20 protein-coding genes, 2 tRNA genes, 1 rRNA gene and 8 pseudogenes are annotated in these 23,415 nt (G+C 56.6%); 22 read left to right on the top strand and 9 right to left on the bottom strand.

What is annotated here, in order from left to right:
* Positions 1 to 2,308: ribosomal RNA gene (locus JCM13583_RS08870) — 23S ribosomal RNA — on the bottom strand; the annotation flags it as partial.
* A 313-nt stretch (positions 2,309 to 2,621) separates the two neighbouring features.
* Between JCM13583_RS08870 and JCM13583_RS08865 the strand changes: the two genes are divergently transcribed.
* The 11 genes and pseudogenes from JCM13583_RS08865 to JCM13583_RS08810 all read left to right on the top strand — a co-directional run bounded on the left by JCM13583_RS08865 (position 2,622) and on the right by JCM13583_RS08810 (position 9,601).
* Positions 2,622 to 3,614 carry a hypothetical protein gene (locus tag JCM13583_RS08865; RefSeq protein WP_075057416.1) on the top strand — a complete coding sequence of 331 codons (993 nt, stop codon included), beginning with the start codon at positions 2,622 to 2,624 and terminating at the stop codon, positions 3,612 to 3,614.
* Complete coding sequence (locus JCM13583_RS08860; protein ID WP_075057415.1) at positions 3,589 to 3,873, top strand: hypothetical protein; 285 nt, start codon at positions 3,589 to 3,591, stop codon at positions 3,871 to 3,873. Before JCM13583_RS08865 ends, JCM13583_RS08860 begins: the two co-directional genes overlap by 26 nt.
* A gap of 34 nt (positions 3,874 to 3,907) precedes the next feature.
* Positions 3,908 to 4,246 carry a nascent polypeptide-associated complex protein gene (locus JCM13583_RS08855; RefSeq protein WP_075057414.1) on the top strand — a complete coding sequence of 113 codons (339 nt, stop codon included), beginning with the start codon at positions 3,908 to 3,910 and terminating at the stop codon, positions 4,244 to 4,246.
* A gap of 1 nt (position 4,247) precedes the next feature.
* Complete coding sequence (locus tag JCM13583_RS08850) at positions 4,248 to 4,910, top strand: nucleotidyltransferase domain-containing protein (RefSeq protein WP_075057413.1); 663 nt, start codon at positions 4,248 to 4,250, stop codon at positions 4,908 to 4,910.
* Entirely contained in the window at positions 4,889 to 5,572 is a 684-nt protein-coding gene (locus JCM13583_RS08845; RefSeq protein ID WP_162509695.1) for a hypothetical protein, read from the top strand. The genes JCM13583_RS08850 and JCM13583_RS08845 overlap by 22 nt, the downstream gene beginning before the upstream one ends.
* 84 nt (positions 5,573 to 5,656) lie before the next feature.
* Positions 5,657 to 5,953, top strand: a pseudogene (locus JCM13583_RS14375) (ribonucleotide-diphosphate reductase subunit alpha); the annotation flags it as partial.
* Positions 5,879 to 7,229: pseudogene (locus JCM13583_RS12975) on the top strand (hypothetical protein). The pseudogenes JCM13583_RS14375 and JCM13583_RS12975, both read left to right, overlap by 75 nt.
* Positions 7,230 to 7,657: 428 nt before the next feature.
* Positions 7,658 to 8,716: pseudogene (locus JCM13583_RS12970) on the top strand (hypothetical protein).
* A gap of 122 nt (positions 8,717 to 8,838) precedes the next feature.
* Entirely contained in the window at positions 8,839 to 9,273 is a 435-nt protein-coding gene (locus tag JCM13583_RS08820; RefSeq protein ID WP_075057407.1) for a ferredoxin family protein, read from the top strand.
* Between the two features lie 53 nt (positions 9,274 to 9,326).
* Positions 9,327 to 9,399 (top strand) — tRNA-Gln (locus JCM13583_RS08815).
* Positions 9,400 to 9,403: 4 nt separating this feature from the next.
* On the top strand, positions 9,404 to 9,601 hold the full coding sequence (locus JCM13583_RS08810; protein WP_075057406.1) for a MoaD/ThiS family protein: 198 nt from the start codon (positions 9,404 to 9,406) through the stop codon (positions 9,599 to 9,601).
* Here the strand turns inward: JCM13583_RS08810 and JCM13583_RS08805 are convergent.
* Positions 9,595 to 10,628 (bottom strand): annotated as a pseudogene (locus tag JCM13583_RS08805) (phosphoribosylformylglycinamidine cyclo-ligase). The gene JCM13583_RS08810 and the pseudogene JCM13583_RS08805 sit on opposite strands and share 7 nt — an antisense overlap.
* 193 nt (positions 10,629 to 10,821) lie before the next feature.
* On the opposite strand from JCM13583_RS08805, the pseudogene JCM13583_RS08800 reads away from it, so the two are divergent.
* Positions 10,822 to 11,188 (top strand): annotated as a pseudogene (locus JCM13583_RS08800) (hypothetical protein).
* Positions 11,189 to 11,278: 90 nt separating this feature from the next.
* On the opposite strand, the gene JCM13583_RS08795 reads toward JCM13583_RS08800, so the two are convergent.
* Positions 11,279 to 11,773 carry a DUF99 family protein gene (locus JCM13583_RS08795; protein ID WP_075057405.1) on the bottom strand — a complete coding sequence of 165 codons (495 nt, stop codon included), beginning with the start codon at positions 11,771 to 11,773 and terminating at the stop codon, positions 11,279 to 11,281.
* A 68-nt stretch (positions 11,774 to 11,841) separates the two neighbouring features.
* Here JCM13583_RS08795 and JCM13583_RS08790 point away from each other — a divergent pair, with 68 nt between their 5' ends.
* The 3 genes from JCM13583_RS08790 to JCM13583_RS08780 all read left to right on the top strand — a co-directional run bounded on the left by JCM13583_RS08790 (position 11,842) and on the right by JCM13583_RS08780 (position 13,532).
* Positions 11,842 to 12,519 carry a hypothetical protein gene (locus JCM13583_RS08790; protein ID WP_171823547.1) on the top strand — a complete coding sequence of 226 codons (678 nt, stop codon included), beginning with the start codon at positions 11,842 to 11,844 and terminating at the stop codon, positions 12,517 to 12,519.
* A 103-nt stretch (positions 12,520 to 12,622) separates the two neighbouring features.
* A complete protein-coding gene (locus JCM13583_RS08785; RefSeq protein WP_075057403.1) occupies positions 12,623 to 13,030 on the top strand; it encodes a hypothetical protein in 408 nt (135 codons plus the stop codon).
* On the top strand, positions 13,023 to 13,532 hold the full coding sequence (locus JCM13583_RS08780; RefSeq protein WP_075057402.1) for a nucleotidyltransferase family protein: 510 nt from the start codon (positions 13,023 to 13,025) through the stop codon (positions 13,530 to 13,532). Before JCM13583_RS08785 ends, JCM13583_RS08780 begins: the two co-directional genes overlap by 8 nt.
* A gap of 70 nt (positions 13,533 to 13,602) precedes the next feature.
* Here JCM13583_RS08780 and JCM13583_RS08775 read toward each other — a convergent pair whose 3' ends face one another.
* Positions 13,603 to 14,055, bottom strand: a complete 453-nt coding sequence (locus JCM13583_RS08775; protein WP_171823546.1) for a carbon monoxide dehydrogenase subunit G — start codon at positions 14,053 to 14,055, stop codon at positions 13,603 to 13,605.
* A 294-nt stretch (positions 14,056 to 14,349) separates the two neighbouring features.
* On the opposite strand from JCM13583_RS08775, the gene JCM13583_RS08770 reads away from it, so the two are divergent.
* The 5 genes from JCM13583_RS08770 to JCM13583_RS08750 all read left to right on the top strand — a co-directional run bounded on the left by JCM13583_RS08770 (position 14,350) and on the right by JCM13583_RS08750 (position 17,467).
* Positions 14,350 to 14,802 carry an MFS transporter gene (locus JCM13583_RS08770; RefSeq protein ID WP_171823545.1) on the top strand — a complete coding sequence of 151 codons (453 nt, stop codon included), beginning with the start codon at positions 14,350 to 14,352 and terminating at the stop codon, positions 14,800 to 14,802.
* 141 nt (positions 14,803 to 14,943) lie between these two features.
* Positions 14,944 to 15,501 (top strand): hypothetical protein, encoded by a 558-nt coding sequence (locus tag JCM13583_RS08765; RefSeq protein ID WP_075057399.1) that lies wholly within the window; start codon positions 14,944 to 14,946, stop codon positions 15,499 to 15,501.
* A 45-nt stretch (positions 15,502 to 15,546) separates the two neighbouring features.
* Positions 15,547 to 16,419: a MoxR family ATPase gene (locus JCM13583_RS08760; RefSeq protein ID WP_075057398.1), complete on the top strand. Its 873-nt coding sequence runs from the start codon at positions 15,547 to 15,549 to the stop codon at positions 16,417 to 16,419.
* Positions 16,388 to 16,843 carry a hypothetical protein gene (locus JCM13583_RS08755; RefSeq protein WP_075057397.1) on the top strand — a complete coding sequence of 152 codons (456 nt, stop codon included), beginning with the start codon at positions 16,388 to 16,390 and terminating at the stop codon, positions 16,841 to 16,843. The genes JCM13583_RS08760 and JCM13583_RS08755 overlap by 32 nt, the downstream gene beginning before the upstream one ends.
* Before the next feature lie 96 nt (positions 16,844 to 16,939).
* Positions 16,940 to 17,467 carry a VWA domain-containing protein gene (locus JCM13583_RS08750; protein ID WP_075057396.1) on the top strand — a complete coding sequence of 176 codons (528 nt, stop codon included), beginning with the start codon at positions 16,940 to 16,942 and terminating at the stop codon, positions 17,465 to 17,467.
* Here the strand turns inward: JCM13583_RS08750 and JCM13583_RS08745 are convergent.
* The 4 genes and pseudogenes from JCM13583_RS08745 to JCM13583_RS08730 all read right to left on the bottom strand — a co-directional run bounded on the left by JCM13583_RS08745 (position 17,448) and on the right by JCM13583_RS08730 (position 21,127).
* Positions 17,448 to 19,732: pseudogene (locus JCM13583_RS08745) on the bottom strand (molybdopterin-dependent oxidoreductase). The gene JCM13583_RS08750 and the pseudogene JCM13583_RS08745 overlap by 20 nt on opposite strands.
* A gap of 94 nt (positions 19,733 to 19,826) precedes the next feature.
* A pseudogene (locus tag JCM13583_RS08740) lies at positions 19,827 to 20,308 on the bottom strand ((2Fe-2S)-binding protein).
* A gap of 3 nt (positions 20,309 to 20,311) precedes the next feature.
* The gene (locus JCM13583_RS08735; RefSeq protein WP_075057395.1) at positions 20,312 to 20,932 is read right to left on the bottom strand and encodes an FAD binding domain-containing protein; all 621 of its coding nucleotides are present in this window, start codon (positions 20,930 to 20,932) and stop codon (positions 20,312 to 20,314) included.
* Between the two features lie 36 nt (positions 20,933 to 20,968).
* Positions 20,969 to 21,127, bottom strand: a complete 159-nt coding sequence (locus JCM13583_RS08730) for an FAD binding domain-containing protein (protein WP_171823544.1) — start codon at positions 21,125 to 21,127, stop codon at positions 20,969 to 20,971.
* A 394-nt stretch (positions 21,128 to 21,521) separates the two neighbouring features.
* Here JCM13583_RS08730 and JCM13583_RS08725 point away from each other — a divergent pair, with 394 nt between their 5' ends.
* Positions 21,522 to 21,806, top strand: a complete 285-nt coding sequence (locus JCM13583_RS08725; RefSeq protein WP_075057394.1) for a methyltransferase domain-containing protein — start codon at positions 21,522 to 21,524, stop codon at positions 21,804 to 21,806.
* 2 nt (positions 21,807 to 21,808) lie between these two features.
* On the opposite strand, the pseudogene JCM13583_RS08720 reads toward JCM13583_RS08725, so the two are convergent.
* Positions 21,809 to 23,093: pseudogene (locus JCM13583_RS08720) on the bottom strand (acetyl-CoA hydrolase/transferase family protein).
* Positions 23,094 to 23,171: 78 nt separating this feature from the next.
* Here JCM13583_RS08720 and JCM13583_RS08715 point away from each other — a divergent pair.
* Positions 23,172 to 23,244: transfer RNA gene (locus tag JCM13583_RS08715), tRNA-Phe, on the top strand.
* The last annotated feature ends 171 nt before the right edge of the window (positions 23,245 to 23,415 follow it).

Here is a 23,415-nt window from a genome sequence, read left to right as displayed (position 1 = left end):
CCCCACCCAAACTGCCCACCAATAGTTGTCCCTCTTTTAGAGGTTAGTGACGCAATTCCCGAAGGAAGTGTTTCATTGGCGCCTCCACCTGGGCCAAAACCCAGGCTTCGACGGCTCCTTCCTACGCTACGCATCGGGAACCGTATCACAGCTACAGGCTGCAGTAAAGCTCCACGGGGACTTCGCTTTCACGTGGGAGAGACTGGATTGTGCACCAGTGCATCGATTTCACGGGGCTGAACGCGGGGACAGTGGGACCCACGTTGAACCTTCATGCAAGCCGCCAATTAAGCGGCTAGGTATTACGCTACCTTAAGAGGGTCATAGTTACCCCCCCCGCCGTTTATCGGCCCTTCTTCCCCCCCTTGGACGGGGGCTTTCAGGTACCGACACTGGGCAGGTTTCGGCCGCTATACACATCCTTTCGAACTAGCAGCGACCTGTGTTTTTGGTAAACAGTCGGAGTCCCCCCCTTGCCACTGCGACCTATCCCTCCCGGGATAGGCACTCCTTCTACCGAAGATACGGAGCTATTTGGCCGAGTTCCCTCGCGTCCATTAGACCCAAACGCCTTGGACTTCTCATCCAGGGGGGGCACCTGTGTCGGTTCTTGGTACGGTCTCTGGCTTGACCCGATGCCACCTTTCACAGGCTCCAGGAATTTCAGGGAGCCCCCCCTTACGGGGGGGCCTCACCTGCTTTCGCCGGCTTCTCGTCATTACGACTCTCCACCGGCTTATACAGGCAAATGCGTAGGCAAGCGCACCCCCCCAATATCCCGAAACAAGTGACACCGGCAGAACACCAGAGGTGCTGGAATATTAACCAGCTTCCCTTTCGACTACCTCCTGTTAGGGGGCAGTCTTAGGACCGACTAACCCTCGGCTGACGAACATTGCCAAGGAACCCTTAGCCCTTTCGGCGGAACCGATTCTCACGGTTCTTTTCTGCTACTTTCACCAGGATCCGCGATACCACACGGTCCACCCCTCCTCTCGGAGAGGCTTCCGCCCATGCGGCACGCCCCCCCTACCGGATCACCTTTCGGTGCCCTAGGGTCTCGGCAACTGGCTTTAGCCCCTTCCATCTTCGGGGCACATAGCCTCGGTGAGTGAGCTGTTACGCACTCTTTAAAGGATGGCTGCTTCTAAGCCAACCTCCCCCACTGTCTTTGGCCATGAACCCCCCCTTTAGATCGCACTTAGCCAGTATTTAGGGGGGGCCTTAACCCTAGTCTAGGTTGTTCCCTTCACGGGTACAGAGCTTATCCCTATACCCTAGCACCCAGCTTCTACGATCTCGGCAAGTTCGGAGTTTGATAGGTCGGCGCGGCCTTTCGACCGCTGACCAACCAGTCGGTCGCTCTACCTCACCGAGCATCTCAGCTGAGGTCTACCTGCGGGTAGTATCGGGGGGGGAACCCGCTATTGCCGGCCTAGATTGGCCTTTAACCCCCCCTACACCCAAGTCATCCAAACGATTTGCACATCAGAACTGGTTCGGTCCTCCACCTAGCTTTCGCTAGGCTTCAACCTGCTCAGGCGTAGATCGACCGGCTTCGGGTCTCCCACGAGTGACTAAACGCATTTGCTACGCTACCCCCCCTCCATTGCTGTGCGGGTAATCGCTTTCGCTGCGGCTACTCCCTAAGGGATTAACCTCGCCACTCGTCAGAACTCCCTGGCCCGTTCTTCAACACGGACAACAGAACACCGGTCAACCGTTATTGGCGGTCTCATCCCTTAAGTGCCCTGTAAGTTTATCGCTGCTTGGTTTCAGGCTCTTTTCACCACCCTTTCGGGTTACTTTTCAGCTTTCCCTCACGGTACTTGTTCGCTATCGGACTTGGGAGGTATTTAAGGTTGGATGTTAGTGCCACCCGTATTCCCGCGCGAATTACGACGCACGGTACTCTGGATACAGTCCCTCGTAGCTTCCTGCCTTACCCCCCCTACAGGCTATCACCTTCTATGGCCCACCTTTCCAGGTGGTTCAGGTTCAGCAGGGAGGCATTGGAGACTGTCCAAACTCCACATCTACCACCCTTTTCAGGATGGTATTCGGTTTGCCTTGTGCCGCTTTCGGTCGCCCTTACTAACGGCATCTCTATTGATTTCTTTTCCTCCGGGTACTAAGATGTTTCAATTCCCCCCCGGGTTCCCCCCCTCCTTACGGAGTGCCAAAATGGCAGGAAGTCCCATTCGGAGATCCCCCCCGGATCTAAGGCTCCCTGCGCCTCCTCGGGGGGGCTTATCGCAGCTTGGCACGTCCTTCTTCGGCCCCCCCCAAGCCAAGCCATCCCCCCCCAAGCAGCTTAGCAGACGCACAATCCATCTCGCTGGCCCATTGGTGGTGTCACAGGTCTTTTGAACCTCAAACCCTTCCCCTCTGAACATAACATTTCAGAGAGTGCATTTGTGAGAGCGTAAGAGTGTGATAACTTACCGAGATATAAGCATTTTGGTAGTCCACAAACTGCTCCCTTCCTTGCCTGGGAACTTCAAGATAGCCACACCTGTGTAAGATATGCCTTCCTTGCTTGCCTGGATGTGTGAAATGCATTCACAACCACTGCAACCTGTGGAAATATACTTATAAGTGCAGGGAGATGGCCATATCACATGGAAACCGGTGCGCCAGGCTGGAGCGAACGCCATTCGTACATAATCGTCCCGATCATGAGAGGCCTGGCCCTGTCTTCTTTCTCCCTCCTTTGGCTTTCCCTGCCTTACATGTTCACCTACTTCCGGATAGACCTTTACACGTTCGGGTTCATCGGTGCTGCCCTGGTACTTACCAACCTCATAGGCCGGCTCATCTCACGGTTTTTGTACTGGAGGATCCCCCCCATGGCGCACCTGGTTGTATTCACGCTCTTCCTCCAGGGCATCGTGCTGAGCCTGGTTTACCTGAGGCCTGGCGTGGCCTCATCGGCCATCTCCCTCTGTGTAACTGAGTTGCTCGTTGGCATCTCACAGCCTTCAATTGCGAGGTTCTTCTCATCCACGGCATCTGCAGGCAAAGCCAGAAATGCAATCTCCAGGCTCTCCATGCTTTCAGGTTTCCTGGTAATCATGGTGCCACTTTCATTTTTCCAGGTACCGTTCCCCCCCCTCCTCTACGGTGTGCTGTCCATTGCAACAATTTCATCGGCCATAGTGATGATGCCATTTGCACTGAAGGTCAATTACCGCCCGCAGAAGGACCAGAGGCTGAGTTTGGTAAGGGTGGATGAAATAAAGAGGTTCAGTTATTTCCAGACCGAGCAGTCCCTCAGGGCCCTTCTGGCGCCTGTTACCACTGTATTGATGGCCCTCTCCATCTTTTCAGTTGTCTTTTTCCTGCCCTCCTCATCCGCGAGGAGCGGAATTTCACTGAGGGAACTCGAGTACCTCTTTTCCCTGTTTGCTGCAGCATTCATGTTGTCGGAGCACTACATCTGGAGAGTCGTTCCGAGGTTTTCTGATAGGCTTAGGCCTGTCTACCCTCTTGTAGTTGCCATACCCGTTGTCCTGCTCTCACTAATGATGGATTCAACGACGTTCCTGGCCTCTTTCTGCGCACTCTCCCTCTGGCAGTTCCTGGACATTGGGCCTCGATGTACCTGTTGGTAGGTGCATCAATGACTACTACCTCAGGGACTGGACATCAGGGGGGGATGTCATGGCTGTACCGATCGCCCTCATTGCGCCAATAATAGGGGGGGCTGCCCTGTGGGTCTACTCACCAAAGTTACTCTTTTCCGTTGCCCTGTTCCCTGCAATAGTGTCAATACTCCTGGCATTCTTCATCGTCAGCAGCGGCAGCCCCCAGCAGGACGTCGGCCTGAGGATTCACAAGTCTTATGCATACCTCACGAATCTTACATTATGATACCTGGCCGAATGAACTCAAGGGAGATCAAGAGATGATGGCCCAGATGGGCATAAAGTCCACAGAAATGACTGATGTCAAGGAGGTCATTTTCAGGGGGGGAAAGGAAAAGGACTATGTCATCTCGGACGCACAGGTCATAATGATAGAGGCACAGGGGGGGCAGAAGACATTCCAGGTATCGGGCACCATCAAGGAGGTAAAGAAGGATACTGCTGCTTCAAAAGCGACCGAGCAGGCGGCACCTTTCAGTGAAGATGACATAAAGCTTGTGATGGAGCAGGCACATGTCACAAGGGAGAAGGCCATAGAGGCCCTGAAAGCCGCAGACGGAGAACCGGCACAGGCCATTGTTAACCTCACGGGCAGTTAACATGAACCTTGATCTTGTCCTCGCGTCCATAAGGCCTGACAGGGAAGAGCAGGCCACCATAGACAGGGTCGTTAGGGAACTGACGTCCAGGATATCGGATATACTGAAGAGGGACGGCATAAAGGCGGAGCCCAGGTTGGTGGGCTCCGTATCAAAGGGGGGGACGCACCTGAAGGATGCTGACATAGACATCTTCATAGTCTTCTCCAGGGAGTACAGGGAGTGGGAGATGGAGAGCATGGGGGGGCTGAGGGTTGGCCATGAGGTGCTCCCGGAAGGGCAGGAGAAGTACGCGGAGCACCCGTACGTTTCCGGCAGGTACCTTGGAAGGAAGGTGGACATAGTGCCCTGCTACCAGATACCCCCCGGCACAAGCATCATAAGTTCGGTTGACAGGACGCCGCTGCACACGGAGTACGTGAAGGACCATATCACTGATGTCCAGAGGGACGAGGTGAGGCTCCTGAAGGCGTTCATGAAGACTGCCGGTGTCTACGGATCTGAGGTCAAGGTCTCTGGCTTCTCGGGCTATGTCTGTGAGCTGCTGGTCCTGAACTTCGGCACCTTCATGGAGACCATAAGGTACTTCTCCACCCTCACAGGGCCGCTCACAATCCCTGAAGACAGGGAACTCCTCTCCCAATTCGATGCCCCCCGGCGGTAATAATAGACCCGACGGACCCGGGTAGGAACGCTGGGGGGGCAGCTATCAGCCTTGAGTCCCTCTCGAAAATGAAGATGCTTTCGAAGATATTCCTCTCATCCCCCCCATCAGAGAAGTTCTTCAGCATGGTGCAACCGGAGGGTGAAATTTTCGGAGGGAGCAGGGACTCCACATTTGCACTCTTCACGCTGCCGAGGCCAGATGAGATAGACGATGTTATATACCCTCAGGCCGTGCGCCTAAGGAACATCCTTATGGGCCTCCTCTCCAGGGAAGGCTTCCTGCCCATAGATTCGGAAGTTCTCGTGAATGAGCGTGTGCAGATCCTGGTCGAGTGTGAGAGGGGGGGCACACTTCCCAGGATTAAGGTGCACGAGGGCCCACCCGTCGACAGCAAGAATGCCATGGACTTCTACGCAAAGTGGAAGGGCAGGAGGAGGCTCCGGGGGGGGCCTTACATCAGGGGGGGTAACAGGCTCTATGTGGACGTAGAGAGGAGCGAGGTGGGCCTTGAGGAGGTTGTTAGGAACGGCCTGAGGCAGTACAACATAGGCGCACACCTCAACAGGCTCCGCGACAGCTTGGAGATAATCATCACGGCAGAACCTGATTCAGGGATGGAGATATTCCGGAAGTACCTGTCAAGGCAGATCTGGCCGTGAGGCCTGCCCTGTAATGCGAAATTCGTATCGGGATAACTGTCAAACCTTATATGTTAGGCTGCTGTATTATGCACAAAGGGTGTGATGTTCTCCTATGCCAGAACCAGATGGGTTGTGAAGAGGGACGGAAGCGAAGTCCCGTTCGATAGGGAGAGAATAAAGAATGCGGTCTACCGGGCCATGCTGTCGTCTAGGCTGGGGGGGAGCATGTCTGATGCAGAGGAGGTCACAAGGCGTGTGCTTGGCCTCCTGCAATCCGATAAGGTAGATGTTGAGACGATCCAGGACAGGGTCGAAGAAGTCCTAATGGAGTACGAGCGTGACGGTGTCAGGTTCGCCCAGGTCGCGAGGGCGTATATACTCTACAGGGAGCAGAGGAGGCTCGTAAGGGAGACGAAGAGGAACCTTGGCGTGAACGATGACATGAAGCTCACGCTCAATGCAGTTGAAGTCCTAAGGGCCAGGTACCTCCTGAAGGACAGGAATGGTAACGTTGTTGAGACCCCCCAGGCAGATGTTCTGGCGCGTGGCCCTGAACGTTGGCATGGTGGAGCTTGTATACGAGTTCCTGAGAGGGGGGGGAATACCAGGGAGGGCAAGTTTTACCAGCTCTCTCCCACACAGATCAGTGAACTGAAGAGGATATTTGAGAAGGTCTGCAGCGAGAAGGGGGGGCTGAAGTGTGACTGGGAATCCTTCAGGGAGTTCGTGGAGAGGCCTTCCATGGCATGGACTTACATAGAGCAGTTCTACAGGGAGATGACAGAGCTCCGCTTCCTCCCCAACTCGCCCACGCTGATGAATGCGGGAACAGAGCTGGGCCAGCTCTCGGCCTGCTTTGTACTCCCTGTGGGTGACAGCATAGACGAGATCTTTGAGACCTTAAAGAACACCGCAAGGATACACAAGTCTGGTGGTGGTACAGGCTTTTCATTCTCCAGCTCAGGCCAAAGAACGACGTGGTGGGCTCGACGATGGGGGGGTGGCCTCTGGCCCCCCCGTATCTTTCATGAAGGTATTCGATGTCACAACGGACGTGATAAAGCAGGGCGGCAAGAGGCGTGGGGGGGCGAACATGGGGGGGGTGCTGAGGTATGACCACCCCGACATAATGGAGTTCGTCACGAGCAAGGACCCGGCAAACACGGTGCTCAGGAACTTCAACATATCGGTTGCGGTTGATGAGAAGTTCTTCGAGGCGCTCAGTAACGATGGATACATAGACCTGGTAAACCCCAGGACCGGGCAGGCCACTGGCCACCTCAGGGCACAGACGCTCTGGGACGCCATAGTGAGGAGCGCATGGGCCAGTGGTGACCCTGGGCTTATCTTCATAGACGAGATAAACAGGCACAACACCGTCCCCCCCAACCTGGGGGGGAGCATAGAAGCAACGAACCCATGCGTGGCTGGTGACACTTTCATATTCACCTCCAGCGGCATCATGAGGGCCAGAGACCTGGCGAGGAAAGGCGGGAGGATCAAAGTATCGATAGACAGCAGGTTCAGGAAGGGCCAGCAGAGGCAGGCCTCCAGGGTATTCACAACCGGAGTGAAGAACACCTACAGGCTCATAACCGAGGAGGGCCTCTATATTAGGCTGACACTGGACCACAGGGTCTACAGCGACGATAGGGGGCTGGGTAACGGCTGGTGAGCTGAGGAGGGGGGGCGAAAGGATCAGGATCTATTCCGGTGCGGGCTCTTTCGGGTCCCAGGGCACAAGGGAGGACGGCGCCAGGATATACAGGAGCATGAGGGGGGGTTAGATGGTGGGGGGGCGCAGGCCCTTGTCCATGTCTCCCTGATTGAAGAACTCCTGCAGATGAGCAGGGAGGCACAGGAAGGTTTCATATCTTCAATGTTTGCAGAGGGGGGGGACAATGGGGGGGAGCAGTTGTCGGTAGACGTAAGTGACATGGATGAAGAGGCGATCAACGCCCTCCATGTACTCCTGATAAACAACGGATTCCAGGCCAGTCTATATGGCGATAAGCTCAATGTAAGGCGGCAGGGGGGGGAAGGTGGAGTGAGTTACACTTTTGCAGGCCTGGAGTTCGAGGGGGGGAGGAGGAGGTCTTCGACATTACAGAGCCAGTTACCCACTCCTTCATTGCAAACGGCCTTGTGGTGCACAACTGCGGTGAGCAGCCACTGCTGGATTACGAATCCTGCAACCTCGGCTCCATAAACCTGTCGAAGTTCGTTGTGGATGGGAAGATCGACTTCGATGCCTTGGAGAAGACTGTGCGCCTTGCGGTGCGCTTCCTGGACGACGTGATAGACGCGAACAGGTACCCTGTAAAGGAGATAGAGGAGGTAACAAGAAAGACAAGGAGGATAGGCCTTGGCGTCATGGGGGGGTTCGCAGACGCCCTGGCGCTCATGGACATTCCGTACGATTCCAACGAGGCGCTGAGCGTGGCTGAACAGGTGATGTCGTTCATACAGGAGACCTCCCACTCGGAGTCCGAGAGGCTTGCGGAGGAGAGGGGGGGACATTCCCGGCCTGGGAAGGCTCGCTATGGCACGCGATGGGCAGGAAGATGAGGAACTCGGCCACAACCAGCATAGCCCCCCCACGGGTACTATATCGATCATAGCCGGGTGCTCCTCATCGATTGAGCCGTTCTATGCCCTGGCCTTCATAAGGCACGTGCTGGACGGGAAGGAGCTCATGGAAGTCAACTGGGTCCTAGAGAGGAAACTCCGCGAAAGGGGGGGCCTCTATTCAGAGCAGCTGGTGAACAGGATAGCATCCACGGGCACACTGGTGGGGGGGACAAGCGTGCCTGAGGACCTCAAGAGGGTCTTCAGGACCGCTCTCGAGATAAGGCCTGAGTGGCACGTCACCATGCAGGCCACGTTCCAGAAGTACGTGGACGCAGCGGTTTCGAAGACCATAAACCTGCCAAGTGACGCCACTGTGGAGGACGTGGAGGAGGCATACAGGCTGGCCAGGCAGCTTAACTGCAAGGGTATAACTGTTTACAGGGACCGCAGCAAGAGTGAGCAGGTTCTATACGCTGGCAGGGAACAGAAGCCAAAGGCAGAGTTCATCGTGGAGGTCCCGGAGAAGTACGTGGAGGTGGACGCTACCTTTGACCCCCGCCTGCCCCCACCGGCAAGTGCGATGTACTCTAGCACGGTGCACCATCTGGAACGGGATCCAGAAAATTATCCACGCCGGAACCTCAACTCCATTCTGGAATGAGTACAACATATAATTTAAATAAGTTTCAGGTGATATCGGGAGCGGTGGTCATTTGGTAAAGCTTGAGACTCTAGACTACAAACCGAAGCCCATCGATGAGAACTTCCTTGAGGACACCGAGCACTACCCTGTCACCGGAAAGCACCACGATCACGAGGTCAGGGCAGAGGGCATACAGAGGTACGATGCTGATGGCAAGCCCTATCCCACAAAGAACGGAATACACGGCACAAAGGTCGCGATTGACTGGGAGGCATGCATCGCGGACGGCGCATGCATGGACGTGTGCCCGGTAACCCTGTACGAGTGGTTCCTGAACCCGGGGGGGCAGATGGGTACCGGCAACGACAAGAACATAGCCAACGACAAGGAGCTCTGGGACAAGTACAGGACAGACAAGTGTGACCCTGTTAGGGAGAGCGAGTGCATCTTCTGCATGGCCTGCGAGAGTGTCTGTCCGACAAGGGCAATAAAGATAACGCCATAAGGCAGACTACACCACGTATAATATTTATTTTAACTCGCATTTCCCAGTAGCAAGCCCCCGTGGTGTAGTGGACAAGCATTTCGGACTTTGGATCCGACGACGCAGTTCGAATCTGCCGGGGGGGCTGTCCATGATAACGGTGGTGGGCCGGAGGAGGTCTGTGATCGAGAAGCACGGTCAGATGACCGTGGACTCAATGTTCGATAGGCTGGGCCTTAGCAGGGAGGCCCACATAGTCCTTGTCAACGGATTTCCAGCTACGTCCGACAGGGTTATAGACGACGGGGATAGTGTGGTCGTTATGGAGGTATTCTCTGGGGGTCAGTAGTAGCCCGACAGCTTGACACCGTACTTCGGTATCTCTATGCCGCTGCCGTTCTCCACGTGCCCTATCTCCTTGAACTGGACCTTGTTCCTCATGGCGTTTATGAAGTCGATCCTGCTCTCCGGGTCTATGACTATGACGAAACCTATGCCCATGTTGAATATCTCGTACATCTGCTCGTAGCTCAGGTTTCCCATCTCCATAAGTTTCTTGAAGACGTTTTGTGGCTCTATTGGGTCCTCTATGACATACTTCATGTCCTTCATTCTCACTATGTTCTTTATTCCGCCCCCCCCGGTTATGTTGGCCATCCCCCCCTTTATGTTGACGATGTTCATTATGTCCAGGACTTCCCTGACGTAGATCCTGGTTGGCTCAAGCAGGACGTCCACGGTCTTCTTGCTCTCCCCCCCGGGGAACTGGGAAAACAGGTCAATCTCGTTCTTGTCTATTATGTCCCTCACAGTGGTGAAGCCGTTGGAATGCAGGCCGCTGCTCTGGAGACCAAAGATCAGGTCGCCATCCTGTATGTTCTCCCCCCCCGTTACTATCTGCGACTTCTGCACAATGCCTACCACTGCCCCCCCTGACACGTCCACGTGGTTCACCAGGTCTGGCACTATTGCCGTCTCACCGCCCACCAGGGTGACGTTGGCCATCTGCGTGCCAACGTTGAAGCCTGTGCCCAGCTGCCGTGCCACCTCGTTGTCCATCTCCTTGAGCGCTATGTAGTCCACCATGGCAATCGGGTCTGCACCAACAGTTATGGTGTCGTTGACGTTCATGGCAACGCAGTCGATGGCTATAGGCTCCCACCGGTTTGCCCTCTCCGCTATTATTGTCTTGGTGCCTACGCCGTCGTTGTTGAACGCCAGGGCCAGGTTCCCCCCAGGTCGATGAGTGATGTGAACCCGCCAAAGGACCCTATTGTCCTGAAGTCGCTCCTCTTGAACTTGACCTGCCTGATCAGGTTGGTTACAAAATCACCCTGCATCTTCCTGTTGATTATCTTCTGTTCAGAGGCGGGCATATGAAGTGTATCGTAGCATTTAATAAATTTTTAATCTCGGTTAACAAACTGGAAATGGTGCAGCTGGGGGATATAAATGGGAGACCTGCCGGGATCCGGAATCTCCGCAGGCTGCGGTCACACGTTGCAGGGCACCATGTACCTTGAGGGGGGGACACATCAAGGTTAAATCCCAGATACGCATGGTGCAGCTATGAAGATAGTTGCAGTTGTGGACGAAGACAGGATGCTCACCCCCCCTCTGGATTACGGGGGGGACACCATAGTCGAGATAGACGAGGAGAAGAATGAGATAAAGGAGTACGAGAACCCCCCCGGCTACGGGATGCCCCCACGGGGGGGGTAAGGAGATAGCGATGAGGGGCATACTGACACTCAAGCCTGACGCCATAATAGTCAAGGAGGGCACGCTCTGCCCCCCCGGTTCATACCACATGTCGCAGGGCAGGATGAAGTACATACCTGTGGAGGAGGACACCCTCGACGAGGTGCTCCAGAAGCTTGACCAGGTGAAGGGCAAGGCCGTTGACCAGCTGGAGTTCTTCATGTTCAGGGAGTGAGCTAGGGCCTCCCCCCCCTACTGACACCATTTTTTAGAGCACCCGCGATGAGGTGTGCGAGCCTTAGGGGCTCCGGCGTGTGGCCCCCCCTTATGGTCGACGCCTGATTATCTCTCTCGCAGTATCAAGGTCTGTGCCTTCTATGTTCAAAAAGGCCGCGTGGCCATCCACCTCCACCCTATGGGTCGTGAGTGCCCTCAGGATCCCTATCTTGCCCTCAGGCCTTACCGTGTGTTTCTGAATCGCCTCTGCCATCCTCTCAACATCTGGCATGTGGTCCACGAAGCTGATCACTGGCACACCAGTGGCCTCCGCCACCTTCCTTATATCGCACACGTTCAGGCCACCGAAGGTTACCCCCCCGTCCGTGAGCACGGCCAGCACGTTGCCTGCGGAGGAAACTATGTCCGAGATCCTCTCTGTGGAATCGTCGCCATCCACCGTGACCTCGCCAACGAATACCTTCTCTACATACCCGGAGAGCCTTGACATGACCCCCCCAACGATATGTGTTTTCCTGTCCACCCCCCCTCTCCTGAAGGGTGCGTCATCTATACCTATCACCCTGGAGCCAGACTTCAGCATGGGATCAAGCTAACATCTAAGGCTATCCACTTATCTCAACATTTCCCCTACTGCAAATGGTGAGGAAAATGGACAAGGCAAACTCACTCTTCATAATAGGCGTCGCCGCCCTGATCGTCGCTGGGGGGGCGATCGGTGTGGCCTGGGTCATGACATACAACTCATCACCTTCACAGCCTCAGGCCTCGGCTGTCCAGAATGGGCCCTACCAGCTCACTCTCGTGATCACCACGAACAACTACTTCAACTCGACCGTTGGTGACCAGCCTGCATTCTTCGTGCTCGAAAACGGTAGCCTGGTGCCATCAACCACGATAACTGTTCCATCTGGAGTGGAGATAAGCATCACCATAATATGCTACGATAACGGCACGGCCCCCCCTGTGCCCGCCTCCATGTCTAGGGTCTTCGGCACCGTGGGTAACATGGAGCAGATAGTGAACAACACCATGGTCAACATGACGCAGGCATCCGGCGGCCTGGAGATCCTGTCAGGTGCTCAGAATGTCAGTGCGGTGAACCAGAATGACATAGCGCACACCTTCACTCTCTTCAGCCAGAGCACTCCAATAGTGAATATCCCCCCCGTGCCGCCCACCTCTGTGGTGCATGCTGTGATACCTGCAATGTCGCCAGGTGTTTACCAGTGGCACTGTGAGGCGGCCTGCGGCTCTGGGCCCAGCGGCTGGTCCGGTGCCATGGACACCCCCCCCGGCTGGATGACCGGCGGCTTCATAGTATCATAAACGCCCGGCGTATCCATTTTTTAACACATTTACCATTACCCCCCTATGCTGGAGGATCGTCCACTTTGGCCAGGGCCGATCGGGACAGGCCTTTATAAATGAAGTGTCCACGTCCCTCGGTGGGGGGGTACCATCGGTGCAGCTCGAGCCTGTCAGGAACCACGGGTTCAGGACATGGCAGTTCCTGGCATCCATACCTGGCTCCTCTGTAAGGGTTAAGCAGGTCGACCTGGGCTCGGAGGACCTGGTCTTTGTCTTTCCAAAGTGGGTGTACAACTGCCCGGTAGTCAACGGGTTCCTCTCCAGCGCCGATCTGGGTGGCAGGAGGATCGCCCTGGCTGTCACCTACACATCCGGAAACATCTCCGGGTATGTTGAGAGGTTGACCAGAAAAATAGGGAAGAGGGGGGGTGGGAAGATCCTGCTATCAATGCCGGTCAAGAGGGGGGGTTCGGAAGAGGACAGGGAAAAGTTCATCGACGGCCTGAGGCACCTTTCCGGGGGTGATTGACTCGGATTCCGTGGTGGTCCTGGCAGCGGGGGCTGTCAAGCGCTTTGGTGACAAGAAACTGCTGCAGGACGTCTGCGGCATGCCGCTCTTCAGCCTCACGCTCCGGAACGTCAGGACTGGCCCGTGGCAGACATTCATCGTCGTATCGGAGGCGAGTGGCCTGGCCGACAGAGATACGGGTGTCCCGAAGGTGATAAACAGGGATCCGTCCCAGGGCATGTCCTCCTCCATAAGGTGTGCGGTGGAGGCACTGTCCAGTTCAGCCAGGATCGTATTCGTGAACGGAGACCAGCCACTGGTGCGTGCGGAGCACATCGAGAGGCTCATTGCCAGATGCACTCCTGGCAGGATATGCGCCACACGGGTGAATGGTGAGACGGTCACGCCGGTCTGCTTCCCCCCCAAAGAGTTCTACGGCGAACTCAGGGCGCTGCGCGGAGACAGGGGGGGCCAAGCAGATCCTGGACAGCCACCCGGAGGATGTTGTTTTCATCGACGCTGATGCCGACAGCCTCACAGATGTGGACACACCAGAGGACCTTGCCATGCTGAAAAGGAAGCTGGGGGGGTGCCTATGAGGCCACCTCGAGCGATTTCTTCATGTCACCTATCATCTGGTCTATGTACTTCTTCGCCTGCCCCTGTATCATCCTGGCTCCCATTGTGGCTATTGTTCCCCTTATGTTAAGGTCCACATCCCAGTCAACCCTCGAGCCACCGCCTTCCTGTGCAATCCTGCAGTTCACCGTGAAATCCACGGCCCCGCCCTTTCCAGAGCCGGCCCCCGTTATTGTGACAGATTCGCCTGGCTTCGAATCCGAGACCTTGACATTAACGTTAAACGTCCCCTTTATGAACGATATGCCGACCTTGACCGTGAGGTTGAGCGAACCGTCACCAGAAACAGACTGTCCCTCCTTGTCCGGCACCACTGAGGCCAGCTTTTCCGGGTCAGTCAGGAACGAATACACCTTCTCTGGTGGCACGGATACATTGAATGAGCCTGGAACTTCGTGATGCACCACCGTCCACACCATTGTTGCTGGGGAAATAAGGATTTTCCATCCAAAAAGAGATTTATCCTGACGAACTACGGGTAACCATGGCAGAGACCCCCCCGCTGATATCGGTGGCGAAGTTCGTCTTCAGCCACGACAACAGGCTGAGGAGGGCCATGATCGCACTGGCCATGGCCGGGATATTCATTGATGTCTGGGATCTTACCTCCTTCTCCTTCACGCTCGCATCCTTCAGGATGGCTTTCCACCCGGGCGGCCTCCTGCTCGGGTTTGCGGTGGGTTCTGCCAACATCGGGGGCAGTGGTGGGTGCACTTTTCGGAGGCCTCATGACCGACCGGCTCGGCAGGAGGACCATGCTCATCTACAACCTCCTTGTCTTCGTCGTCATGGCAGCGCTCCAGGCTTTATCGACAAGTGCTGTGGAGTTCACTGCATTTAGGGCTGTGATGGGCTTTGGCCTTGGGGCAGACGTGGCCACCGGCTTCACGTACATTTACGAGTTCATCAGCACGGCGCAGAGGAAGGAGGTCTACCCACTGTGGGCCTATGCCTTCTCCATGACTGCCCTTCTCGCAGTGGGACTGGTGCTCCTCCTGATCCACGTTGCAGGGTACGGCCCAAACACCTGGAGGTACCCTGTTGCTGTTGGAGCAGCCGCCGCCCTCGTCGTCCTCATCTTCAGGTCGAGGATACCTGAGACGCCGTTCTGGCTGGCCCGGACGGCAGGTACAGGGAGGCTGACGAGGTACTGAGGAGCATATACGGAGAAAGCCCCCCCAACATTTCTGGTAGTGCCGAGAGGGCCTCTGGCACACTAAGGCCATCCATCGGGGCTGCCCTCTCGTCCGGGAAGAGGGGCGTCCTAATCTTCTCCACATCCCTCAACGTGATCGTTGGGATCATCTCCTGGGGGCTTCAGCTTCTACATCACCTACTCCCTCCTTGAACTGGGCCTCGGAGGCGTGACCGGCTCACTGTACTTCGACGTGCCCATATACGCTGCCGCCCTCGCGGGCGGCTTCCTGAGCTCAAGGCTGGCCTTCAGGTACGGGACAAAGCATTCTGCCACTCTGCCTTCGTTCGGCATAGTGGCATCGCTCTTCATCGCTCTACTGGCGTCTCTGGGCATTCTCCCCCCCAGGGTTGTGTTCGTGCCCATGTCAGCACTGACCCTGTTCCTAGAGTACCTCGGCCCCCCCATGTCCTACAACGCCATCGTGAACCACGCCTTCGGCTCCAGGTTCAGGGGCACCGTGAACGGCTTCAACTACATGGTCAACAAGGTAGTTGAGGCCCTTACGGGCATCGCCGGCGGATATGTCATATCTTATTTCCACGTCTCAGTTGACATAACCATATTCCTTGTGCTCACACTGGTCTTCTGCATCGTCGCATACACACACTCCTCGAACGTGGAGAGGATCGACCCGGTTGGCCTGGAGTCGGACTGAAGCGGAACTGGAAAACTATTCATACCATATATCACTATGAAAGCGATGCCCATCTGGAGTTCTCCAGGGGGGGATGTGGAAGCGTCCCTGCGCTCTGCAGGGTACATACCAGACAGCAGGATATGCACATCCCTCTTCCTGTCTGAATTGCTGGGCAAGCCGCTGCTGGTTGAAGGCCCACCGGGGGGGAGCGGGAAGACAGAGCTTGCGAAGTCCGTGGCCCAGTCAACGGGGATGAAACTCCACAGGATTCAGTGCCATGAGGGCATGGACTACAGTTCCGCTTTCTATGAGTGGAACTACCAGAAACAGCTCCTCTTCCTCAGGACCTCTGAGGCAAATGACATGGACTACAGGCGTGTCTTCTCTGAGGAGTTCCTGATAAAGAGGCCCATTCTGGAGAGCATATCCGGCGGCCAGAGGTCTGTTCTCCTCATTGACGAGATCGACAGGTCAGATGAGGAGTTCGAGGGCATGATCCTGGAGTTCCTGGGAGAGTTCCAGGTATCGATACCCGAGCTCGGTACCATAAGGGCGAGCCAGAGGCCCGTCGTTATAGTGACTTCGAACAGGACCAGGGAACTCAGCGACGCCCTGAGGAGGCGATGCATCTACCTCTTCCTGGACTACCCAGACGCTGAGAGGGAGGTCGAAATAGTCATGTCACGGGCCGCTGGCATCAGCCCCTCCCTGGCAAGGGCTGCTGTGGAGGTAACGAGGAAGGTAAGGAGGCTGGAGGGCATGGTCAAGAAGCCTGGCATATCTGAGACCATAGACCTGGCGCTCTCGATGGTGTACCTGGGTTTAGGGAACCCAGAGGTGCTGGCATCCACCATAGCGAAGAACCCTGAGGACTACCGCCTTGTTGTGGAATCGAACGTACTCGGTGCCGCAGATGGAAGAGAGGCTGTACGCTAAGGCGCTCCTCTTTTCAAGGCACCTGCAGGCCTCCCTCGGCAGGAGGGACATGGTTGCAGTATCGGACTTCATGGCAGCGATCGAGTGGTGCGGCATAACAGATAACCAGTTCGTCCTTAACGCTGCTGTCTCGCTCTTTGCCAGGAAGCCAGAGGAAATACAGGTTGTCAGGGACGCGTACCAGAGGTGCTGGCTTTTCAACAACTGCGTCGATCTCGGGCCACCGGCACAGGTACCTTACAGCAGGCCAGCAGGGCAGAGCCCATCCAATTACTTCATTAGGACGCTCTACGGCTCCCGTGGGAAGACAGTGGAAAGGAGGGTAAGCGCGGAGAACGCCTATTTCAGGATAGGGAGGGAGATGACCAGGTACCTGCCCCCTGGTGGAGGGCCACAGGCCAGGGAAGGGCCGGAGGGTCATTGATATGCCCGCCGCCGTGAGGGAGGTGGCCAGGGACAGGGAAGTACTCGATTTGCCAATGAGGGGGGGCAGGAAGAGGAGCAGGGGGGATCTTTCCTGGTGCTCATAGACGTCAGCGGGTCCATGCACGGCCTGGAAGGCTGGGAGGTTTCCCTGGCCCTCTCAATACTCAGGAGCTCAAGGGGGGGGAGCCATGTCTACGCAATCTCATCCGAGTACCGGGAGATAACTGACTACCTCAGGCTGCGCTCGATGCAGGGCGAACTCTCCGCCGTGATATCCTCAATGGACACGGGCACTGCTATAGGCCCCCCTGCGCTGGCAGGCCTCGTCAGGGAGCACCCGGAGCACGCCGAGGGAAGACATGCTGTTGTGGTGAGTGACGGCCTGGACCTGGGCGACCCAGCAAAGATGGCCGAGGGCGTGAGGGCGCTGAGGATGCTCTCCCGCTCGATCCTCTGGATCGACCCCCTGCTTGACAACCCTGGCTCCTCTGTGAGGACAGATGGCCTGCTGGCCTCTCTCCCGTTCATAGATTCGCTGGTGTCAAGGAGGGACCTGCTGACCAGGCCATTCCACGAGGCCTTCAGAAATGGCGTGTTGAGGGTCACCTCTTACCGTGTATGACCCTCCATACCTTTTCAGGCGTCACCGGCATGTCTATGTGGTCCACACCGTATTCCCTGAGGGCATCGACAACTGCATTCACGAATGCCTGCGGCGATGCTATCGTCCTGCCTCGCCTATGCCCTTTACACCGAGGGGGGGTTGTGTGGCGACGGAGTAACAGTGCTGTCTGTCTCTATGTTGGGCAGTTCCATGGCACCCGGCACCAGGTACTCCATGAAACTGGAGGTGAGCAGGTTCCCGTCCTTATCATATACAGACTGCTCGTACATGGCCTGGGCCAGTCCCTGCGCGACCCCCCACCGTGTACCTGGCCCTCCACTATCATCGGGTTGATCTGGGGGGGCCCGCAGTCATCCACCGCAACGTAGCGCAGAATGTGCGGCTTACCCGTCTCCCTGTCTATCTCCACCACGCACACGTGGGTCCCGAACGGGAATACGAAGTTCTCAGGGTCGTAAAACGTGGTTGCTTCCAGCATGGGCTCCACGCCCTTTGGCAGGTTCGAAGCCATGTATGCTGCGTTGGCCACCTCCTGTATGCTCACACTCTTTGTTGGAGCCCCCCCTTCACCGAAAACCTTCCGTTGCTGAACTCGAGGTCCCCCCCTCTGATACCTCCAGCAGAGAAGCGGCTATCTTCCTGGCCTTTTCCACGACCTTCCTGGCGGAGAGGGCTATGGACCCACCTTCCACAGGCGTTGTCCTGCTGCCGTATGTGCCATGCCCATCGGTGTCAGCTCGGTGTCACCGTGCACTATCTCGACATCCTCAACGGGCACACCCAGCTCCTTTGCCACGATCTGCGCGAATGTTGTCTCCTCGCCCTGGCCGTGCGGGTGTGCACCCGTGAGCACCTGAACCTTGCCTGTGGGGGGGTGTACCCTTATGGTTGAAGAGCCCCCCCAGAGGCCGCCACCGAATCCGGTTGCTGTCACCACAGTGGACGGGCCCAGGCCGCACATCTCAACGTATGAGGATATGCCAATGCCGATGAGCCTGCCCTCCTTCCTTGCCTTCTCCTGCTCCTTCCTGAGCTCTTCGTATCCAACCTTCTCCAGTGCCTTCCTCAGTGCCGCCTGGTAGTTGCCGCTGTCGTACACGAGGCCCAGGGGGGTTCGGGTGCGGGAAATCTTCAGGCCTTATGAAGTTCCTCATCCTCACCTCCGCGGGGTCCATCTTCAACTTTTGGGCCACCATGTCCACAACGCGCTCTATTATGTAAGAGGCCTCTGGCCTTCCGGCACCCCCCCTGTAGGCGTCTGTGGGGGGTCGTGTTGGTGAACACCCCCCCTGTTACAGTGACGCTTGCGGCCCTGATGTCGTAGCACCCCCCCGTTACTATGAGGCCGAAGAGTATTGTGGGCACGCCTGGGCCTGCGGTTGAGAGGTATGCACCCATGTTAGCCAGGGAACTCACCTTCAGGGCCCGTATCTTTCCATCATCGTCGAATGCAACCTCGATATCCTGCACATGGTCCCTGCCGTGTATGGTGCCCAGGAAGTTCTCGGTCCTATCCTCCACCCACTTTATGGGCCTGCCAGTCTTGATGGCAAGGTAGCACGCTATGGCCTCCCAGGGGTAGACAGGTATCTTGCTGCCGAAGCCACCCCCCCGACGTCAGGTGATATGACCCTTATCCTGTGCTCCGGGATTGAGAGGATCAGTGAAAGGAGGAGCCTGTGCACGTGCGGGTTCTGTGACGTGACGTACAGTGTAAGCTCCCCCCCTGCCGCTGTCATAGCTGGCCAGTGCTGCCCTGGGCTCCATAGCCGCAGGCTGCAGCCTCTGGTTTACTATCCTCTTCTTCAGCACGTGCTTTGCCTTCCTGAACTCGCCGTCCACATCGCCGCCGGATACAGTCCACCTGAAGGCCACGTTGCCCGGTGCCTCCTCATGGAGCTGAGGCGCACCCTCTTTCAGTGCTTCCTCCTGCGTTGTCACCGCAAGCAGTGGCTCGTAGTCCACCTTCACCTTCTCCACAGCGTCCTCTGCGGTGTACTGGTCGGATGCCAGTACGGCGGCAACGGCCTCGCCCGCGTACCTGACCTTCCCGTTGGCAAGGGGCGGGTAGGGCACGGCCTTGATGTCGGAGTTCGGGATCACCCATGCCGTGGGTATGTTGGCCACTCCGTCCCTGATATCTTCATAGGTGAATACGCCGTAGACGCCGGGCATCTTCAGCGCTTCGGACTTGTCTATGCCCTTTATCCTGGCGTGTCCGTAGGGCGACCTCACAAACTTCAGGTACAGGGTGCGTGGCATCTCTATGTCAGCCACGTAACTCCCCCCCCTACCCGTCACGAACCTGACATCCTCGAACCTCGGTATCCTGGCTCCAAAGGCGCTATCCAACTTATCACCTCCCCCCCTGTGCAGCCTCCTTTATTGCCTTCACTATGTTCACGTAGCCCGTGCACCTGCAGAGGTTGCCCCCCCCAATGTGGAACCTTATCTCCTCCTCACTCGGATTCCCGTTCCTGTTCAGTAACTCGACTGCATTCATTATGAAGCCAGGCGTGCAGTAGCCACACTGCAGGCCGTGGTTGTTCTGGAAGGCCCTCTGGAGGGGGGGGTGCAGTTCCCCATCACGGGCCAAGCCCTCTATTGTAGTGATCTCATGGCCCCTGGCCTGCACAGCGAGCATCGTGCATGACTTGACAGCCTTCCCATCGAACAGGACTGTGCATGCGCCACAGTGCTCGTGTCACAGCCTATGTGCGTCCCCCCCGTGAGACCGAGGACATCCCTTATGAAGTCAACGAGCAGCATCCTGGGGGGCACCTCTGCCCTCACGGTTTCGCCGTTCACTCTCATCTCCACCGCGATCTTTCCGGACATGGTTCAGTCACCCCCCCTGGCCCTGGAATAGGCTGAACGCAGGCTCCTCAGTGCCATAACGCCTGCCATCTCCCTCTTGTACTCCACCGAACCTCTTAGGTCCTCCTGGTACTCACCTGCCTGGCCTGCCACCTTTTTAATCTCATCCGCTGCTTCATCAGGCGTCCGGCCCTTCACCACATCGTTGATCTCCACTGCAACCGGCACCTCTCCCGCGCCTGCCAGGACAAGTGTGGCACTCTCTATTGAACCTCCTCTGCTTACCCTTACGGATACCGCGGCGCCCACTGTTGCGAAGTCGTCAGTCTTCCTCTTCAGTTTCGTGTAGGCCGTGCCCTGTCCCTCACTGAAGGGCACCTCCACGCCGACCAGGATCTCGTTCTCCCTAAGGTCTGTGCTGAATGGCCCCCCCTTGAAGAAGTTCCTGGCCATTACCTCACGCCGGCCATCCACGCTCTCCACGATGAGCCTGGCGCCAACAGCCACTGCAGCAGGCCCCCAGTCACCTGCAGGGTCAGCATGTGCCATGGAGCCGCAGGCCGTTCCCATGTTCCTCACCTGCGTGTCGCCCAGCTGTTTCGAGACGTCCCTGAATATCTCCAGCTGTCTGGGAAGCTCCCCCAAGCTCGAAGTCCCTGTGCCTGGCCAGGGCGCCGAATCTCAGGACTCCCCCTCCCCCGTGGTTATGTAGCTGAGTTCTGATATCCCGTTTATGTCTACCAGAGCAGCAGGGCTGGCGAGCCTTGTCTTGAGAAGAGGTATGAGGCTCTGCCCCCCCGGCCAGCACCTTGCTGCCGGGCCTGCTATCCAGATACTCAAGGGCTTCCCTGAGTGTCCCGGGGCCTGAATACTCGAAGTCCGGTGGTCTCATCCTTACCGTATATCAAATGATATATACTATTAAAGCGTTGTGCGTGTCCCCTATGCCCGTGCCCTCATCTTCCATGCACGTATAATATAAGCGCAACGGATATTCAAGCCGATGCTGACCAGAGAATCGTCCTGGATGACGTTGCGGACGAGTTTGCCAGGATGGCCAGGGGGGGAAACAGGTTCCTTGACGTGGGGGGACAGGCTTCGGCATAATGCTGGACAAGCTCATGCTGATCCCGGGTGTCAGTGTGGTAAGCATTGACCTGAGGCCTGGACGTTCGAACAGATCTCATCAAAGTACAGGGATGAGGTCTCCTCCGGCAGGCTCAGCCTTCTCAGGATGGCCGGGGAGAGGCTGGAATTTGGCGACAGTGCGTTCGATACGGTATTCTCCATAGGGGGGGCACTTCACCACATGTCCGATCCTGTGTCGGGCCTGAGGGAGATGGTCAGGGTGGCAAGGCAGAGGGTCCTAGTCGCTGACTGGGACAGGGAATCGGCAATGTGGATGAACCCACACACGGAGGAGGAATTATCTGCTTCGAAGGAGCTCGTTGTCCCGGGGGGCCAGGGAGATGGGGTTCAGGATAGAGGAATACGGGACGTTCTACACCCTTTACCTTGATGTCAGGCCCTGAGGATCCTGGATGCCTCCTCCTCCAGCTCTGACCTGAACCTGGGGGGGTGTGCCACCGAAACCATCTCTGTGACCCTTTCCTGAATGGTCTTGCCCCTCAGTTCGGCAACACCGTACTCGGTAACCACGTACTGAACGTGGTTTCTTGTCGTAGTAACTCCAGTCCCCTGCATCAGGAACGGGACGATCTTCGACTTCCCGTCCCTGGTCGTGGACCTCAGGGCTATTATTGATTTCCCTCCCTCTGAAAGTGACGATCCACGGACAAAGTCCATCTGGCCACCGACCCCCCCGGATATGACCCTGGGCCCTATGGACTCTGCGGACACCTGCCCCCCCCGTGAGGTCAACCTCCACTGCGGAGTTTATGGAGTGCATCATTCTGTTGCGCCTTATGACGGATGTGTCGTTCGTGTACTCCACGCTCCTCATCTGCACCGATGTGTTGTCGTCCAGGTAGTCGAAGACCTTGCGCTCTCCCTTTGCGAAGGTACCAACCGTGTGGTACCGGTCGATGGCCTTGAGCCTGTTGTTCACAACTCCTCTCTCCATGAGTTCCACAATGCCATCTGAAATCAGCTCGGTGTGCACTCCCAGGTCCCTCCTGTCGGAGAGCGAGAGCATGACAGCATCCGGCACCTTGCCTATCCCGGCCTGCACCGTGGCACCGTCCGGTATAAGCTCTGCAACGTTCCTGCCGATCTTCATGTCCACCTCATCCGGCCTCTCCCTCTTGGTGACGTGGAGGGGGGGTTCGTCATGCCTGAGAAAGTGGCTCACCATTCCAGGTGTGATTAGCGAATCCCCCCCGAAGGTCCTTGGGACCTCACCGTTGACCTGAGCAATGGTCCTGCGTGCAACCTCTACCGCAACCTTCGCGGCCTCGACTGTTGGGCCAAGGCTCATCATGCCCTTGCTGTCCGGCGTGCTCACATTGACTATGGCAAGATCTAACCTTATCTGCGTCCTGAGAAACCAGGGGATGTCGGAGAGGAAAATGGGTATATATCTTGTCCAGCCCTTCTGCAGGGCATCCCTTGCGTTCGCGCCCACGAAGAACGAGTAGTCCCTGAACCTGTCTGTATGGTCTTCCCTGAAGAGGAAAACATCACCGCCGAGCTCGATGTGGTAGAACGATAGGCCACCTATGTCCATCTCTCCTATCATGTCCAAGAGGTAAGTGGGTGTGGATGCACCACCCTGGATATATACGTTCTTCGCCTCCCTCAGGATCTCCCTCAGAGCAGATTGTGTTAGCTCAATCACATGGCACATAAAGCTACGTTGCTTATCTTGGTTACATGCCGGGGACTGCGTAAAATTGAAATCGGAAAAGTGCATCACACTAGGCAGGCCGTGGTAGCTCAGTTGGGAGAGCGCCAGACTGAAGATCTGGAGGTCGCCGGTTCAATCCCGGCTCACGGCATACCTCCAAGAAGGTTTATGGCTGTCATGTTTCTGCAATATTCACTTTGCCATTTCATGCATTGGAGTGTCTCATCTCTTAGCGAATGACGATCTTCATCATTTTCCTTGTCCTCCCCCCCTTTCCTATTGTTTTGATACGATCATGGGTTATGCCCCCCCTTACCTTCAG

Origin of the sequence: Thermogymnomonas acidicola JCM 13583 (assembly GCF_001316105.1) — an archaeon.
Taxonomy (GTDB): domain Archaea; phylum Thermoplasmatota; class Thermoplasmata; order Thermoplasmatales; family Thermoplasmataceae; genus Thermogymnomonas; species Thermogymnomonas acidicola.
The sequence above is the reverse complement of the archived record's forward strand: the minus strand, read 5'-3'. Positions and strand labels throughout refer to the sequence as shown.